Source organism: Maribacter litoralis (assembly GCF_902506355.1).
Classification (GTDB): domain Bacteria; phylum Bacteroidota; class Bacteroidia; order Flavobacteriales; family Flavobacteriaceae; genus Maribacter; species Maribacter litoralis.
The window spans coordinates 1,348,095-1,364,484 of record NZ_LR733271.1; the positions used below are offsets into that span (position 1 = coordinate 1,348,095).

The following is a 16,390-nucleotide window of genomic DNA, read 5'->3' on the forward strand; positions in this document are numbered from 1 at the left end:
TTTAGACTTTTAAGATAAAGAATAAACAACAATTAATTTAAAATTATATGTTAAAGAATACTTATATTGAGGATTGTTCCTACAAAAAAAATAAAATGTTGTAACAAAATGACATGAACATATACATATGGAACAGAATAATTAAACACTAACCTAATACAGTTTCAATGAAAATGAAATTACTACTGGTTTCGGCAATGCTTCTACAAGGATTTGCCGGAAACGCACAAGAAGTCGCTTTTGAAGAGTATGATCTCGACAATGATCTACATGTTATTCTTCATCAAGACAACACCGCCCCAATTATCTCCATTTCGGTTTTGTACCATGTGGGCTCTAAAGATGAAGACCCAAAAAGAACAGGGTTCGCCCATTTTTTTGAACATTTATTATTTGAGGGAACCGAAAATATTGAAAAAGGCGAATGGGACAAAATAGTATCTTCTAACGGAGGGTCAGGAAACGCAACCACAGACGAGGACAGAACTTATTACTATGAAGTTTTTCCTTCTAACAACCTAGAATTAGGACTGTGGTTAGAATCTGAAAGAATGCTTCATCCCGTAATCAATCAAAAAGGGGTGGATACCCAAAATGAAGTTGTCAAAGAAGAAAAAAGACTTCGTGTTGACAATTCGCCGTACGGTAAGTTTATTGAAAACATTAAGAAAAACCTTTTCCAGAATCACCCATATAAAGAAACCGTAATCGGTAAAATGGAAGATTTGGATGCGGCAACATTAGATGAATTCATAGCATTTCAGAAAAAATTCTATAGCCCAAATAATGCCGTATTGGTTATTGCAGGCGATTTTGAGAAGGAAAATGCTAAAAAATTGATTTCAGATTACTTTGAAGATATTCCTAAAGGAAAAGAAATTACAAGAAATTTCCCTATAGAAGAGCCAATAACCACTGAGATCAATGCAAAAGCCTACGATTCTAATATTCAGATACCGGCTTCTATGATCGCCTATAGAACTCCCGGACTTAAAAATAGAGATAGCCAGGTTTTAAAAATGATTTCTACCTACCTAAGTGACGGTCCATCATCTAAACTTTATAAGAAAATGGTAGACGACAAGAAACAGGCTTTACAAATTGGTGCCATACCCGTTACTTTAGAAGATTATGGTATGTATATCATTTTTGCCCTTCCCGTTGGTGAAACAGGTTTAAGCACTCTTAATATTTCTATTGAAGAAGAAGTAACAAAGTTGAGAAATGAGCTCATTTCTGAAAACGATTATCAAAAATTACAGAACAAGTTTGAGAATCAGTTTGTAAATAGCAATTCTAGTATTGAGGGTATCGCAAATTCGCTAGCGGAATATTATATGCAGTATGACGATACTTCATTGATCAATAAAGAAATAGAAATATACCGATCAATTACCAGAGAAGAAATCAAAGAGGTAGCCAATAAGTATCTAAAACCCAATCAAAGATTGGTATTAGAATATTTACCTGAACAAAATACCGCAAATTAAACACGACCATGAAAAATACATATATATTACTCTTAGCATTATTCTCCTGTATTGCTGTACAGGCACAAATAGACCGCACGGTAATGCCGGTGCCAGGTCCCGCCCCTGAAATAAATTTAGGCACCCCACAAACCTTTAACCTAAATAATGGCTTAAAAGTATTGGTAGTGGAAAACCACAAATTACCAAGGGTATCTATGCAATTATCTATAGACAATCCGCCAATTTTGGAGGGCAATAAAGCTGGTGTTGCCAGTTTAACCGGCAGCCTTTTAGGACAAGGTTCTAAAAACATTGCCAAAGAAGCGTTTAACGAAGAAATCGATTTTTTAGGCGCTAGACTTTATTTTAGCGCTCAAGGCGCATATGCACAATCGCTTTCAAAATACTTTTCAAGAATGATGGAACTTATGGCAGATGCAGCTATACATCCAAAATTTGTTCAAGAGGAATTTGATAAGGAGAAAGACAAACTTATTACGGGACTTAAATCTGAAGAGAAAGTAGTGTCTTCCGTTTCTAGTAGAGTTCAAAGAGCCTTAGCTTATGGTAAAAATCATCCTTATGGTGAATTTGTTACCGAAGAAACCGTAAATAATGTCACACTCAGCGATGTTGAGGAATATTACAGAGAATACTTTGTTCCGGCAAATGCATATTTAATCATTATTGGAGATGTCAATTTTGATGAAGTAAAAACATTGACAGAAACTCATTTTACATCATGGACCAAGGCCGTACCACCAAGTTTCTCTTATTCTCAGCCAAAAAATGTACCCAATACACAGATCAACTTTGTCGACATGCCAAATGCGGTACAATCTGAGATTACGGTTCAGAATATTGTAAACCTAAAAATGAACGATGATGATTTCATTGCCGCTCTATTGGCAAATGAAATTTTAGGAGGAGGGTCTGATAGCAGATTATACTCTAACTTAAGAGAGGATAAAGGTTATACTTACGGTGCCTACTCTTCTATTGGTAACGACAAGTACGGACCATCCAGATTCAGAGCCACAGCAGAAGTAAGAAACATGGTTACCGATAGTGCCGTAGTAGAAATGCTAAAAGAGCTGGAGCTTATCATTACCAAACCGGTTACCGACGAAGAATTAAAAAATACTAAAGCTGTCTATGCAGGTAGTTTTATTATGGCTCTTGAAGATCCGGAAACCATTGCCCGTTATGCTTTGAACATTGAAAAGGAAAATCTACCTAAAGATTTTTATAAAACCTTTTTAGAAAAGTTAGAAAACATCAGCAAAGAGGAAGTTGAAGCCGCGGCAAAAAAATATTTCAATGTCAATAATGCCCGAGTAATCGTTGTTGGTAAAGGAAGTGAAATTCTAAGCAACCTTCAGAATGTACAGTTTATGGGTAAGAAATTGCCTGTACTTGCATACTCTAAAACGGCGGACAGAGTAGAAACCCCTAATTACGAAACTTCAGTTCCTGAGGGCGTATCTGCACAATCAATTATTGAAAAGAATATTGAGGCCGTTGGCGGAAAAGATAAACTTGAAAGCGTGAATACATATGCAATGATGGCCGAAGCCGAAATGCAAGGAATGAAGCTTAGTTTAAATATCAAAAAAACATCTAGCAATCAATTGATGCAAGACGTTCAAATGATGGGGAATTCCGTAAGTAAACAAGTTCTAAATGGTGATAGTGGCTATATGATCGTTCAAGGACAAAGAAAAGACCTTACCGAAGAGGAGGTTACCACGTTCAAAGGAGAATCTACCCCTATTTCCGAACTTCAGTACCTAACGGCGAAATCTCTTTCTCTTGAAGGAATGGAAATGGTTGGCGATAAAAACGCCTATAAGGTAATGATCAACGAGAAAAAATCTGCTTTTTACGATGTAGAAACCGGATTAAAACTACAAGAGATCACCACAAATGAAATGCAAGGACAACAGATTGCAAGTATCACCAATTTTGAAGATTATAAAGAGGTATCGGGTATTTTGTTCCCTTTTAAAATCATACAGACCGTAGGTCCGCAATCATTTGAATTCATAGTTTCTGAAATTAAGATAAACGATGGCGTTTCTCCATCCGATTTTGAATAATAATCAAGAAACTTACAACTAAAAAAACCCGCTAATAGCGGGTTTTTTGCTTTATATATAAATGCTTTAACTAGCCTATTTTTCTTATTCTAGCTTCACCAAAAATTAAACCCTTATCCACATCTGGGTTACCGGTATAATTAATATTCGTTTCCCCATAACAAGTTACTTTCAACCTATCTACTACGTTCACCCTAAAATTACTTTCTCCGTAAGCCGTAATTTTAGTTTCATCGGCAACCATACTTTCAGTATTTACCTCACTTTCACCATATGCCCTAAATACCTGACGAGATACTTTACCACCTCCCATTTCCAAATAACTGCTACCATAAATGGCAACGGTAAGTTCATCTATTGAAACTTCGTTAAAGTATACTTTTGCCTCACCGTACAATGACATTTTAAAATCATCGGCATTAAACAGATTTTTACATCTAACGATTTCTTCTCCCCTTACCGATAAGTTTTCCAATTTTCGGTAGGTTACCGTAATCGTTGCCATAGTACCGTTGTACAAAGGTTTACTACCCCGCCAATTATCGCTTGAAATACGCTCGGACTTTGTAACCACCTTTGCCCCATCTAAATACAATCGTAAAGTTCTACCTTCTACTTCTACATTTATTTTTTCTAAAGGAACTTTTGCGTTTTCAATAACCACGTTTTCCTCTTCACCCTCAACAAGGTTTAATTCTATATGCGGACTAACTATTAATTTATCGAATGCTTTTACTTCGATTTGTTTTTCTTGTGCCTGAGTATTATTTACCAAAAAAGTGATTGCCAGAGCTACAAATACTATTCTTTTCATGATTTCCGTTTTTTTGATTAGTTCTATACAAAGACAACCTAAAGAAGATATTGTTACAGTACACATGGTTATTTCTGTTGAACCACTACTTTTTTTCGATTGACCAACCATACCCCGAATAAGATTATAAGACCACCCAACAACTGAAGTAGGCTTATATTCTCACCATCTAAAAATCCCCAAAGAACAGCCACTAAAGGAATTAAATATGTTACCGAGGCTGCAAAAACAGGACTCGATAATTTTATCAATTTATTGAACAGTATATTGGCCAAAGCGGTGCCTAAAAATGCCAATGCCATAACATACCATACAGCTTCATGCATAGCACCATTACCAACAAACTGCTGAAACACTCCAGTATAAACGAGAATAATCAAAGCCGGAAAAAATGCTACGCCAAAACTAGCCGTGGTAACTGCCAACGGACTTAAGTGCGACAAATATCTTTTTATAATATTGATATTGAATGCATACCCTAAGGCAGAAAATATAATAAAAAGGGCATACCAATAATTTTGTTCCGTATTATTCTCCATACCCGCAGCTATCAACACAACTGTGCCAAAAAAACCTATGAGCACACCTAAAACTTGCCTTCCCTTTAATGCCAAACCAAATAATGCTATACCTACCAGTGTTGTAAACAAAGGTGCTACCGAATTTAATATTGAAGTAATACCACTATTGATCTCCGTTTGTGCCAATGCAAAAAAGAACGGCGGAAAGAAAGAACTGCAGAGTCCTGCTATAGCGACCCATTTCCAATCTGTTTTAGATAAGGTGCTCAAAGATTTATAACCTAGCACAAACAAGAGCAAAGATGCAAAAACAATGCGTAAACCACCTACCTGCAAAGGAGTATAACCTATTAAGGACCGTTTAATCAAAATAAAGGATGAACCCCAAATAAACGACAGAATTACCAGGTAAATCCATTTTTGGTCTATATTCTTCAATTGCTTTGCTTTACAACAAAAGTGCGGTTTTTTCTAAAAAAACCATCTAGTTAAGTCCTTATTTTTACAAATGATTATTCAAAGCATTTTACATATTTGGTATCTTTACAATACAAACTAGTTTACTTCAACGAAGTATTCGCAAAAACTTTGTAATGAAAATAAAATTATTAGCCCTTTTTATAACTGTTTTCACATTATCTACTGCGGTTTCATTTGCACAGGATAATACTAATGGAGTTATTAAACTCGAAAATAGAATAACAAAGTCTGTAGAAATCGGTATTGATGGTATGGCATGCCAAGAAGGTTGTGCAGATAAAATTGCATCCAATCTAAAAGAGAAAGACGGTGTTATTTCTGCCGATATCAGTTTTGACAACAAAAATGGAAATATCGTTTTTGACCCTTCTCTAATATCTATCGAAGAAGTAAAATCGATTATCACCGATACAAAAGTTAAAGACTACAATTACACTATTACCTCTGTCAACCTTCAAGAAAAATAGAATGAAAAATATACTTTATATAGTTACGATAGCAATCTTTATATCCTTTACTTCTTGCAAGGAAACTAAGAAAGCCGAAGAAGAAACTTCTAAAATGACCGAAGTAATGGCCATACATGACGAAGTAATGCCCAAAATGGGAACCATAGGAAAGCTTGTAGGTCAATTAAAACCTATGGCAGATTCATTGGGATCAGGGTCAGTAGAGGCAAAAGCAATGAAAGATTTACAGGAAGCCAATAGATCTATGATGGATTGGATGCAGGAATTTGGCGATCGTTTTGATGCCGATGAAATTTTGAACGGCAAAGAACTTACCGACGAAAAAAAGCAATGGCTTGAAGAAGAGGAAGAAAAAGTAAAGCAAGTGAAAGAGAACATCAATTCTAGCATAGCAAATGCAGAAAAAATTCTAAGCAAGTAATAAAACTTAAAAGGGCAATTTAGAAAGGTCTACATTGCCCCCAGAAATTACGATTCCGATTTTCTTGTTCTGAAAAACTTCTGGGCTTTCTTTAGCTTGTTTTATAACGGCAGCTACCGTTACGGCACTAGAAGGTTCAATAATAATTTTCATACGCTCCCATACCAGCTTCATAGCTTCAACAATCTCATCTTCTGTAATACGGACGATACCAGAAACCAATTCTTTAATAATCGGGAAATTCTTATCGCCCAACATGGTTTTTAATCCGTCCGCAATTGTATTTGTAGTCTCGTTACTTTCGATTTTTCCACTTAAAAGCGAACGATAGGCATCATCTGCCTCAAATGGTTCGGCGCCATACACTTTACAGTTTTCTCCAAAGTATTTTACCGCCAAAGATGAGCCGGCAATAAGTCCGCCACCACCTACAGGACAGAATATAAAATCTAAATCGGGTTGTTTTTGCAAAAGTTCCAATGCGGCGGTACCTTGACCTAAAATAACATCATTATCATTAGAAGGGTGCACGAACGTAGCTCCAGTTTTAGTAGCGATTTCATCTGCCATTGCCTGCCTAGCTTCTACCGTTGGTTCGCATTCATATATGTTACCACCATACTCCCTAACACCCACTTTCTTTACTTCTGGCGCAGTATTGGGCATTACAATATGCGCAGTAACACCTACACTTTGTGCCGCTAAAGATAAAGCCTGCGCAAAGTTACCAGACGAGTGGGTTACCACTCCGTTTTTCTTCTGTTCTTCCGATAATTGCAATATGGCATTTGTAGCACCACGTATTTTATAAGCTCCCGCTCTTTGAAAATTCTCGCATTTAAAAAATACTTGCGCACCGATCTCTTTATCAATTAATCTAGATGTTAGCACAGCTGTATTATGTACTAATGGGGTTATTCTTTGATGACATTCTAAAAGGTTTTGCTTGGTCATAACTGGTGGTTACTTTTTCCATCTTAAGGTTTCAATAATGCTTCTAATATCATTTTGAAGATAAGAAGCCGCCGGAAGAATGGAATCATAATTAGGTCTTGAATAAAAATATACAGATCCTGTTAAAAAATGTTCTGTACTATCGGTGACAAAAAATTGGGATTGAGAAGCTGCATTGCCCTGTACTTCGAACAAAGCACCGTACACTTTCTCATTTGGGTTTACATATGGCTGCTCAACAATATTATCGGCTTTTGCGGCGTGCTCATAACTTAGCCTTTTAGAATCATTGATCAACTGAGATAGATTGCCATTTATTTTTTTATAACTAAGAAAAATAGCGCCTTTCATTTCTGGATAAGCAATGGTAAAAGCATTATCACCATTTAATTCAGCATCTGCCAACTGATTGTACTTAAAGCTAAAATTCTCTGTTTCTAAATCTGCCAATTTTCCCTGCGGATACTCTAAGCGCATTTTAGCTTTCGGCTTAGGTATCACCTGTTCGTCTTTACAGCTAAGTATTAAAAGAAATAGTATTAAAAATCCTACTAATGACTTACTCTTCATGCGGTAAGGTTACTTTTATTTGTTTCAATCTTTTTTTATCCATTGCCTCTACAACAAAAGTATAAGAGCCAAACATAATTTTTTCACCACGTCTTGGAAAACTCCCTGCCTTTTCTAAAACGAAGCCGGCCAACGTTTCTGATTCACCTTTATTTTCCTCAAAATCGTCTGTATCTTCCAAGCGAATGACCCTATAAAAATCTTTTAAAGGTGTTTTACCCTCAAATACATAATTGTAGTCATCCAATTTAGAATAAATTAGGTCTTCATCATCAAATTCATCACTAATATCACCAACTATTTCCTCAATTATATCTTCTAAGGATACTAAACCAGAGGTGCCCCCATATTCATCGACCACAATTGCCAAGTGATTTTTCTTCTCTTGAAATTCTGAAAGTAAATCATCTAACTTTTTATTTTCCGGCACAAAATATGGCTCCCTGATCAAGGTCATCCAATTAAATGTTTTTCGATCTAAGTATGGCAGCAAGTCCTTTACATACAAAACCCCTTTCACCGAATCTATGTTTTCGCCAAATACAGGAATTCTAGAATAACCGTGTTTTTTAATCTCCCCAAGAACTTCAGGAAATTTCATTTGTTCGTTCAGGGCAAAAATATCAATTCGGGGTCTCATTACTTGTTTGGTATCGGTATTACCAAAAGTTACAATACCTTCTAATATTTTCTTCTCTTCTTTAGTGGTATCGCCTTGCGAAGTTAAATCTAGCGCCTGCGATAAGTGATCTATACTAAGATGAGATTTTTGTTTGCCCAATTTATTATACAAAAACAAGGTACCTGAACGCATGGGTAAACTTAAGGGAGAAAAAACAAAGTCCAATATTCTTAACGGAAAAGCCATTAAGTGCGAAAAACTCATTCTATTTCTATTGGCATAAACCTTAGGTAGAATTTCACCGAACATCAATATTAAAAAAGTAGCTACAACAACTTCTAACAAAAAGCGAACCGATACTACACCTAACAAGGTCTGGTTTACATTTTCAAATAAAGTATCTCCAATTACGCTAAACAAAAGTACAACCCCAATATTTATGGCATTATTGGCAATTAAAATGGTAGCCAATAATTTTTTTGGGCGTTCCAATAGTTTGATAAGAATAGAGCTTTTTGCCGTTTTTTCATCTTGCAACTCTTTAATTTCAGTTGTAGACAAACCAAACATGGCCACCTCTGCTCCCGAAATTAGCGCAGAGCAAAGAAGAAGTACAAACAGTACTATTATATTCATTGCAAAGACACCGTTCACAACCAACGTTGTCATTAAAAACGGTATGGGGTCTGGATCCAATAGTTGCTATTTAAATATTGTTAGAATGGCAAATCATCATCATCGTCTTGACTTAAGGGTGCAGGACTTTGTGATGGCGTTCTGTTTTCAGTACTAGCGGGTTTCTGTGCACTTGGCGCTGAACCACCATTATTTTGCATACCTTCTTTTTTGGTCGTCAAAAACGTAAATTCTTGTACGTGCACCTCAGTTGAATATCTGGTATTACCATCTTCACCTTGCCATTGACGGTTTTTTAATCTTCCCTCAACATATACCTTATCTCCTTTACTAAGATATTTTTCACAGATTTCAGCAGCTTTATTTCTAACAACTATATTGTGCCAATCTGTATTTGTAACCCTTTCGCCGGTAGATTTATTGGTATACGTTTCATTTGTAGCTATTGGAAATCTACCAATACTACCACCACCTTCAAAATAATGCATTTTAACTTCGTCGCCTAAATGCCCAATCAACATTACCTTATTTAATGTACCGCTCATAACTTAAAGATATAAAAATCAAAAGTACTAAAATTTAAATGCTTTTATAAAATCTGCGATCAAAACCGGAACAGGAAATTCAGATAGTTTTTCAACGGAAATCTTATGATCAAAATCTGTATTTACATCAACGATCCAGAATTTGGTATATAAATGTTGATGAGATAATTTGTGCACGATATCCGTATCATTATATATATGTATATCATTTATGTCTAAATCGCCAAAAATCACATTACTCTTTAATACGATATCTTTATTTTCCAACGATGACTTAGATTCTATTAAAGGAAACTCCCAAAGGTTTTGCCAAATACCTTTCCCTTTTCTTTGTTGAAGACGTGTATATTTTTTTCCATTTGTATCCTTATATATTGGTATAAGATAATTGAAGTATCTATTACTCACTTTTGTTTTCTTCAACTTTACAGGCAATTGATGCACCAACCCTTTTTCAAGTGCCACGCAACTATCGTTTAAGGGGCAATGTAAACACAAAGGTTTTTTAGGTGAACATTGTATGGCACCAAACTCCATTATACCCTGATTGTAATCTCTTATATGATCAGGATCCATGACCTTTTGCGCCAAAGCTTTAAAATACTTAATGCCCTCTGTACTATTTATAGGTATATCTATACCATAATAACGAGACAATACTCTATACACATTACCATCTACAACGGCATGTGGTTCATTAAAACAAATGGAAGAAATGGCACTGGCCGTGTAATCACCAACCCCTTTCAATGTTAAAAGTTTCTTATAATTATCTGGAAACTTACCGTTATATTCATCCACAACCATTTTTGCTGCTGCATGTAAATTTCTTGCCCTAGAGTAATAACCCAAACCTTGCCAAAGCTTAAGAACCTGTTCTTCTTCTGCATTTGCAAGATCGTCAACGGTAGGGAAAGTTTCTACAAACCTTAGGTAATACGGGGTTCCTTGGGCTACTCGCGTTTGTTGAAGAATAATTTCCGACAGCCATATTTTGTACGGATCGGTGGACTTGCGCCATGGTAAAGTGCGCTTATTTTTATGATACCAATCTAAAATTTTACCCGAAAATGACATGCTCTGTAATACTAAGTGATAAAAGTAGCAGTTTATACACTTAAAATTAACCCATTAGAAAGAAAGATTGAATTTAATTTATATATTTGCAACCCGAAAAAACATACAGAAAATCTAATATTGAAAGATGACGAAAGCGGAAATTGTATCGAAGATCTCAGATAAGCTGGGAATTGAAAAAGGAGATGTACAGGCAACTGTTGAATCCTTTATGGAAGAGGTTAAAACATCATTAGAAAGTGGTGACAATGTATACCTAAGAGGTTTTGGAAGTTTTATCATTAAGACAAGAGCTGAAAAAACAGGTAGAAATATTTCCAAGAACACAACTATTAAAATACCCGCTCACAACATTCCAGCATTTAAGCCTGCAAAGGTTTTCGTTGAAGGAGTAAAGAGCAACGTACACGTAAAATAATTAATCTTAAAAAAAGAACTTTATGCCAAGTGGTAAAAAAAGAAAGAGACATAAGGTAGCTACACACAAGCGCAAGAAGCGTAGAAGAGCTAACCGACACAAGAAAAAGTAGTTTTAAAAACTACTTTTTCTTTTTAAAAGAACGTTCATTGACATAGAGATCCAGTAATTGGATTTCGGCAAATACACTAGTATTTGTCTATGGTATTGTTTAATCAGTTTGTTCCCTATACTATAGTTGGAACAACTAAAAATATATTCAGGTGAATAGAGAATTAATCGTAAGATCTAGTTCGCAATCTGTTGACTTTGCCTTGTTGAAGGACGGAAAACTCACTGAACTGCATAAAGAGGAAAACAGTAATGATTTCTCTGTTGGCGATATTTTTCTTGCTAAAATAAGAAAACCGGTGACCGGTCTTAACGCAGCGTTTGTAAACGTTGGTTATGAAAAAGATGCATTCTTGCATTACCACGACCTTGGTCCTCAATTGTCTTCAATGCTGAAGTTCATTAAACAAGTGAGCACAGGAAAACTAAAAGATTACTCCTTAGGTAATTTTCCGTTCGAGACCGATATTGACAAAAATGGTGTCATCACCGATGTCATAAAAGCAAACCAATCTTTATTGGTGCAAATTGTAAAAGAGCCTATTTCCACAAAAGGACCAAGAATTAGTTCTGAGCTATCAATTGCCGGACGTTATTTGGTTATGGTTCCTTTCTCCGATCGCGTATCAGTATCTCAAAAGATAGGTAGCAAAGAAGAGAAAGATAGGTTAAAAAGACTTGTAAGAAGCATTAAACCCAAGGGGTTCGGTGTTATCATAAGAACGGTCGCAGAAGGACAAAAAGTCGCAGAACTTGACAAAGATCTAGAAAACTTGCTGAACAAATGGTCAGCAATGTGTAAAAAATTACAACGTGCACAAACACCAGCAAAAGTATTTGTTGAACTCAATAGAGCATCTTCTATTTTAAGAGATGTATTTAATGATAGTTTCACAGGAATACATGTTGATGACGCCACCTTATTCAATGAAATAAAAGAATACGTGGCCGAAATTGCTCCTGAAAAGGAAAGCATTGTTAAGCACTATAACACCAATGTACCTATTTTTGAAAAATTTGGAATCGAAAGACAGATCAAAACGTCTTTTGGCCGTACTGCCGCTATGAGCAAAGGCGCCTATTTAATTATAGAGCATACCGAAGCACTTCATGTAATAGACGTAAACAGTGGCAACAGATCAAACAAAGCTAAAAACCAAGAAGATACTGCCTTAGAGGTAAATCTCTTGTCCGCATCAGAAATTGCAAGACAATTACGTCTTCGTGATATGGGCGGTATTATTGTAGTGGATTTTATTGATATGGTAAAACCACAACATAGGAAAAAGCTTTTTGAGCATCTTAGAGATGAGATGAAAGATGATCGTGCCAAGCATAAAATACTACCTCCTAGTAAATTTGGTTTAATTCAGATTACCCGACAAAGGGTACGACCTGAAATGAATATTAAAACAACTGAAGAGGATCCCAATAATTCTGGGAAGCAGGTGGAAGCACCTATTGTTTTAATAGATAAAATTACAGCGGACCTTGAAAAACTTCTTAAAGGCCCTAAAAAGGATAGCAGTATAACTTTAAATATACACCCTTTTATAGCAGCCTATATTACAAAAGGTTTTCCATCAATGAGAACAAAATGGTTCTTAGAGTATAAAAAATGGATTAAAATTCAACCGCGCGATGCGTATACGTATCTAGAATACCGTTTTAAAAATAAAGACGGCAAAACAATATATTAAGTCAATATGGCTTTATACGTTAAAAAGCGACTCCCAAAAAGAGTCGCTTTTTTTGTTTTGGGTTTTTACGTATTTTAACAATTAAATTCCTAACCAACCATTACAAATGTCCTGCAAAAATTGCTCTTCCGCTCTAGTTCATCAATCATTTTACTGTAACCAATGTGGTGCCAAAATAGTCTCTGAAAGAATAACCATTAAACGTATTATAGAAGACGCCTTTCAAAATTATATTGGGTGGGACAACAAGTATTTTGTTACCATTAAATACTTGATTTTAAGACCTGGAGTGCTACTTAGAGAATATTATAGCGGCACACGTAAAAAATTCTTGAATCCTTTTGCTTTCTTAACCATATGTATGGCAATCAACTTGTTTGTATTTAATTCTTTTGATGAAGAGTACATATCAGTAATGAACGATTTTAATGAATCACAAATTAATTGGTATGCAGAAACACTGGGCGGACCATTTGCAGATCCAGAATTTAAGGCAGAGCAGTTGGCCAAATCAACCGAAAGCTCAAAATTTATGCTTAAGTATTTTAACATAATGGTTATCCTATTACTTCCCATATACACATTGATAGCATTTTTAGTATACAGAAAACCTTATAATTATGCAGAACATATTGTAGCCAATTGTTACATTCAAGGTTTTAGTTTTTTAACTACCTCTCTAATATTTTTTATAGCGATTTGGGTTCATCCTAGCCTGTTTCTTTTAATATATCCTCTATTGATTTTTTATTATACTTATGTTTATGGAAGACTATATAAACTTGCCATTGGTCAATCAATTTTAAAGGTGATTTTATTTTTACTAATATTGGTTGGAGTAGGACTAGCAGTTGGCTTAATATTTTTACTCCTTATAGCTTTTGGTTATATCTTTGCTGCATTATCTTCCTAATTTCAAATTTTATTTAAATATCACCATTGAACCAAAAAACTAAAGGCTACACCATTCAAGAAGCTACTAAAAAGATAGAAAGTTATTGTGCTTACCAAGAGCGTTGCCATAAAGAAGTGGTTTCTAAACTAAAGGAAATGGGTATGATCCCATTAGCTATCGATACCATTATAGCTCAACTTATTGAAGATAGGTTTTTAAACGAAGAGCGTTTTGCAAAAAGCTTTGCCCGTGGCAAATTCAAGATTAAAAAATGGGGCAAAAATAGAATTGTTAGGGAACTTAAGTTTAGAGATATTTCTAAATACAATATAACAACAGCATTAAAGGAGATTGAACCCGAAGTATACTTAACTACTTTAGATAACTTAGCTAAAAAAAGACTTGATCAAATTACTGAAACCAATACTCAAAAAAGAAGAAAAAAATTAGCCGATTACCTCTTATACAGGGGCTGGGAAAGTCATTTAGTTTATGAAAAACTAAAAGAACTTATACCCTAAAAGTCTTAATTTTCTACTAGTACCTTAGTATTCTTATTTGTGTTTGTAATAGCCTTCTCATTTTTAGCATCTATCCAATCTTGACCTTTAAGTTTTCGCATTAACACATCGTAATGACGCATGATCAAAATATTATAAAATGCCTTTCCTAAATTTTTAGGATTACGTGCCAAAGCGCGTAGGCTCATAGAAAAACCAGGTGTTTTATACTTCATATAATGCCAAAAACCTTCTGGCATATACAAGACTTCCCCGTGCTTTAATGTTGTTTTAAAACCTTTAGCGTTTCTTAATGCCGGCCATTTCTCATAATCAGGATTTGAAAAATCTATACTTTCATGAGTTATGAGGGAATGTGGCACTTTGTAAAGATTCTTTGTTTCCGATTGCGGAAACAACACTACCTCTTTCTCTCCATCAAAATGAAAATGAAAAATATTGGCTAAATCAATATCATAATGCATAAAGGTATATGAATCTCTTCCTCCAAAAAACAACATTGGCAGCCCTTTCAATATCTTTAATCCAAAATCTGGAAAACGATAATCTTGTTGCAAGGCCGGTACTTCCTTTAAAATATTCCAAAGAAAAATTCTGTATTTGGTAGGTTCCTTTTTTAAAAGGTCAACATATTCCGCCATTTTCATTTTGGCGTGTGGCTCATTAAAACCATCTTTATGCTGAACCGGTCTATTATCATATAGCGGCACGGTAATATCACCTGCGACCTCTTTCATATAATCCAAATTCCATTTGGTAAATGCAGGCCAGTCTGCAATAGCCTGTTCCAAAACAACAGGCTTTTGAGGCTTAAAGTAGTTTTCAATAAAGTTGTCCTTAGTAATATTACTTACCCTAGGAATGTTTGCTAACTTCAATTACTCATGGTTTTTTTAGGGAAGCCAAAGGTAATTAACGTTAAGAAAATATTTTCTTAAAAATGTATTAATGTAGTGTTATTCAACAATTTTGACCTTCTGCTTGGCATTTTCGTTACGCTCAATTGAATGGCCCGGTCTTGTCCATTTAGGTTTTTCGCCCAATGGTTTTAATTGTGAATCCTCTGCTTCTACAGTTTTTGGTTGTGACACTTTGGTAAATGGTTTTTGCGGATTAAGACCTAGCATTTTAAACATCTCCATATCCTCATTTACATCTGGGTTGGGAGTAGTCAACAACTTATCGCCTGCAAAAATTGAGTTTGCTCCTGCAAAGAAACACATTGCCTGCCCTTCTCTACTCATTTCAGTACGCCCAGCCGATAAACGAACTTGGGTCTCTGGCATAACTATTCTAGTAGTAGCTACCATACGTATCATATCCCAAATAGAAACAGGTTCTATATCTTCCATTGGGGTACCTTCTACGGCTACCAGAGCATTAATAGGCACAGATTCCGGTTGCGGGTTCAATGATGTCAAAGCGACCAACATGCCTGCTCTATCTTCCAATGCCTCACCCATACCAATAATACCACCGCTACAAACGGTTACATTACTTTTACGAACATTTTCAATAGTATCTAAACGATCCTCAAAGGCACGTGTAGAAATAACATCTTTATAATAATCTTCTGAAGTATCTAAATTGTGGTTGTAAGCGTATAAACCTGCCTCTGCCAATCGTTTTGCTTGGTTCTCGGTAATCATACCCAAGGTACAGCAAACCTCCATGTCAAGCTTATTGATGGTACGTACCATTTCCAAAACTTGCTCAAATTCAGGACCGTCTTTTACATTTCTCCAAGCAGCACCCATACACACTCTTGAACTACCAGATGCCTTTGCCCTTAGCGCTTGAGCTTTTACTTGTGAAACAGCCATTAGGTCATTACCCTCAATATCGGTATGATAACGTGCCGCTTGCGGACAATACCCACAATCTTCTGGACAACCACCGGTTTTTATGGAAAGTAATGTAGAAACCTGTACCGTATTAGGGTCGTGATTTTTTCTATGCACAGTTGCAGCTTCATAAAGTAGCTCCATTAAAGGCTTATTGTAAATTTCTAAAATTTCTTCTTTTGACCAATTATGTCTTGCTTCGCTCATATAATCTTAGGTT

The 16,390-nt window shown here is 35.5% G+C and carries 17 protein-coding genes; 8 read left to right on the plus strand and 9 right to left on the minus strand.

The window, feature by feature from the left end; translation table 11 throughout:
* Positions 1 to 167: 167 nt before the first annotated feature.
* Positions 168 to 1,490 (plus strand): M16 family metallopeptidase, encoded by a 1,323-nt coding sequence (locus EXIGUO8A_RS05595; RefSeq protein ID WP_159302313.1) that lies wholly within the window; start codon positions 168 to 170, stop codon positions 1,488 to 1,490.
* A gap of 8 nt (positions 1,491 to 1,498) precedes the next feature.
* The gene (locus tag EXIGUO8A_RS05600) at positions 1,499 to 3,571 is read left to right on the plus strand and encodes a M16 family metallopeptidase (protein ID WP_159302314.1); all 2,073 of its coding nucleotides are present in this window, start codon (positions 1,499 to 1,501) and stop codon (positions 3,569 to 3,571) included.
* 70 nt (positions 3,572 to 3,641) lie between these two features.
* Here the strand turns inward: EXIGUO8A_RS05600 and EXIGUO8A_RS05605 are convergent, their stop codons facing one another.
* Both EXIGUO8A_RS05605 and EXIGUO8A_RS05610 read right to left on the minus strand, forming a co-directional pair.
* Positions 3,642 to 4,385, minus strand: coding sequence for a head GIN domain-containing protein (locus EXIGUO8A_RS05605; RefSeq protein ID WP_159302316.1), 744 nt, complete (start codon positions 4,383 to 4,385; stop codon positions 3,642 to 3,644).
* 68 nt (positions 4,386 to 4,453) lie between these two features.
* Positions 4,454 to 5,344, minus strand: coding sequence for a DMT family transporter (locus EXIGUO8A_RS05610; RefSeq protein WP_159302317.1), 891 nt, complete (start codon positions 5,342 to 5,344; stop codon positions 4,454 to 4,456).
* 155 nt (positions 5,345 to 5,499) lie between these two features.
* Between EXIGUO8A_RS05610 and EXIGUO8A_RS05615 the strand changes: the two genes are divergently transcribed.
* Together EXIGUO8A_RS05615 and EXIGUO8A_RS05620 are read left to right on the plus strand one after the other, a co-directional pair.
* Positions 5,500 to 5,853, plus strand: coding sequence for a heavy-metal-associated domain-containing protein (locus EXIGUO8A_RS05615; protein ID WP_159302318.1), 354 nt, complete (start codon positions 5,500 to 5,502; stop codon positions 5,851 to 5,853).
* 1 nt (position 5,854) lies between these two features.
* Positions 5,855 to 6,277: a hypothetical protein gene (locus EXIGUO8A_RS05620; RefSeq protein WP_159302319.1), complete on the plus strand. Its 423-nt coding sequence runs from the start codon at positions 5,855 to 5,857 to the stop codon at positions 6,275 to 6,277.
* 6 nt (positions 6,278 to 6,283) lie between these two features.
* Here EXIGUO8A_RS05620 and EXIGUO8A_RS05625 read toward each other — a convergent pair whose 3' ends face one another.
* From EXIGUO8A_RS05625 to mutY, 5 genes are read right to left on the minus strand one after another with little or no spacing between them, the layout of a single operon-like run.
* Positions 6,284 to 7,231 carry a pyridoxal-phosphate dependent enzyme gene (locus EXIGUO8A_RS05625; protein ID WP_159302321.1) on the minus strand — a complete coding sequence of 316 codons (948 nt, stop codon included), beginning with the start codon at positions 7,229 to 7,231 and terminating at the stop codon, positions 6,284 to 6,286.
* A 9-nt stretch (positions 7,232 to 7,240) separates the two neighbouring features.
* A complete protein-coding gene (gldD, locus tag EXIGUO8A_RS05630; protein WP_116771288.1) occupies positions 7,241 to 7,801 on the minus strand; it encodes a gliding motility lipoprotein GldD in 561 nt (186 codons plus the stop codon).
* Positions 7,791 to 9,119 carry a gliding motility-associated protein GldE gene (locus tag EXIGUO8A_RS05635; RefSeq protein ID WP_236564438.1) on the minus strand — a complete coding sequence of 443 codons (1,329 nt, stop codon included), beginning with the start codon at positions 9,117 to 9,119 and terminating at the stop codon, positions 7,791 to 7,793. The genes gldD and EXIGUO8A_RS05635 overlap by 11 nt, the downstream gene beginning before the upstream one ends.
* Before the next feature lie 20 nt (positions 9,120 to 9,139).
* The gene (locus EXIGUO8A_RS05640) at positions 9,140 to 9,604 is read right to left on the minus strand and encodes a single-stranded DNA-binding protein (protein ID WP_116771290.1); all 465 of its coding nucleotides are present in this window, start codon (positions 9,602 to 9,604) and stop codon (positions 9,140 to 9,142) included.
* Positions 9,605 to 9,631: 27 nt separating this feature from the next.
* Complete coding sequence (gene mutY / locus EXIGUO8A_RS05645) at positions 9,632 to 10,681, minus strand: A/G-specific adenine glycosylase (RefSeq protein ID WP_159302323.1); 1,050 nt, start codon at positions 10,679 to 10,681, stop codon at positions 9,632 to 9,634.
* A 127-nt stretch (positions 10,682 to 10,808) separates the two neighbouring features.
* On the opposite strand from mutY, the gene EXIGUO8A_RS05650 reads away from it, so the two are divergent.
* From EXIGUO8A_RS05650 to EXIGUO8A_RS05665, 4 genes are all read left to right on the plus strand, one after another.
* Positions 10,809 to 11,099 carry an HU family DNA-binding protein gene (locus tag EXIGUO8A_RS05650; protein WP_027065813.1) on the plus strand — a complete coding sequence of 97 codons (291 nt, stop codon included), beginning with the start codon at positions 10,809 to 10,811 and terminating at the stop codon, positions 11,097 to 11,099.
* A gap of 263 nt (positions 11,100 to 11,362) precedes the next feature.
* Positions 11,363 to 12,910: an Rne/Rng family ribonuclease gene (locus tag EXIGUO8A_RS05655; RefSeq protein WP_116771292.1), complete on the plus strand. Its 1,548-nt coding sequence runs from the start codon at positions 11,363 to 11,365 to the stop codon at positions 12,908 to 12,910.
* A gap of 106 nt (positions 12,911 to 13,016) precedes the next feature.
* Positions 13,017 to 13,823: a DUF3667 domain-containing protein gene (locus tag EXIGUO8A_RS05660; protein ID WP_159302324.1), complete on the plus strand. Its 807-nt coding sequence runs from the start codon at positions 13,017 to 13,019 to the stop codon at positions 13,821 to 13,823.
* A gap of 26 nt (positions 13,824 to 13,849) precedes the next feature.
* Positions 13,850 to 14,326, plus strand: coding sequence for a regulatory protein RecX (locus EXIGUO8A_RS05665; protein WP_159302326.1), 477 nt, complete (start codon positions 13,850 to 13,852; stop codon positions 14,324 to 14,326).
* Positions 14,327 to 14,331: 5 nt separating this feature from the next.
* Here the strand turns inward: EXIGUO8A_RS05665 and EXIGUO8A_RS05670 are convergent, their stop codons facing one another.
* Positions 14,332 to 15,204 (minus strand): cupin-like domain-containing protein, encoded by an 873-nt coding sequence (locus tag EXIGUO8A_RS05670; protein WP_159302328.1) that lies wholly within the window; start codon positions 15,202 to 15,204, stop codon positions 14,332 to 14,334.
* A 78-nt stretch (positions 15,205 to 15,282) separates the two neighbouring features.
* Positions 15,283 to 16,377, minus strand: coding sequence for a biotin synthase BioB (gene bioB / locus EXIGUO8A_RS05675; RefSeq protein WP_159302330.1), 1,095 nt, complete (start codon positions 16,375 to 16,377; stop codon positions 15,283 to 15,285).
* Between the last annotated feature and the right edge of the window lie 13 nt (positions 16,378 to 16,390).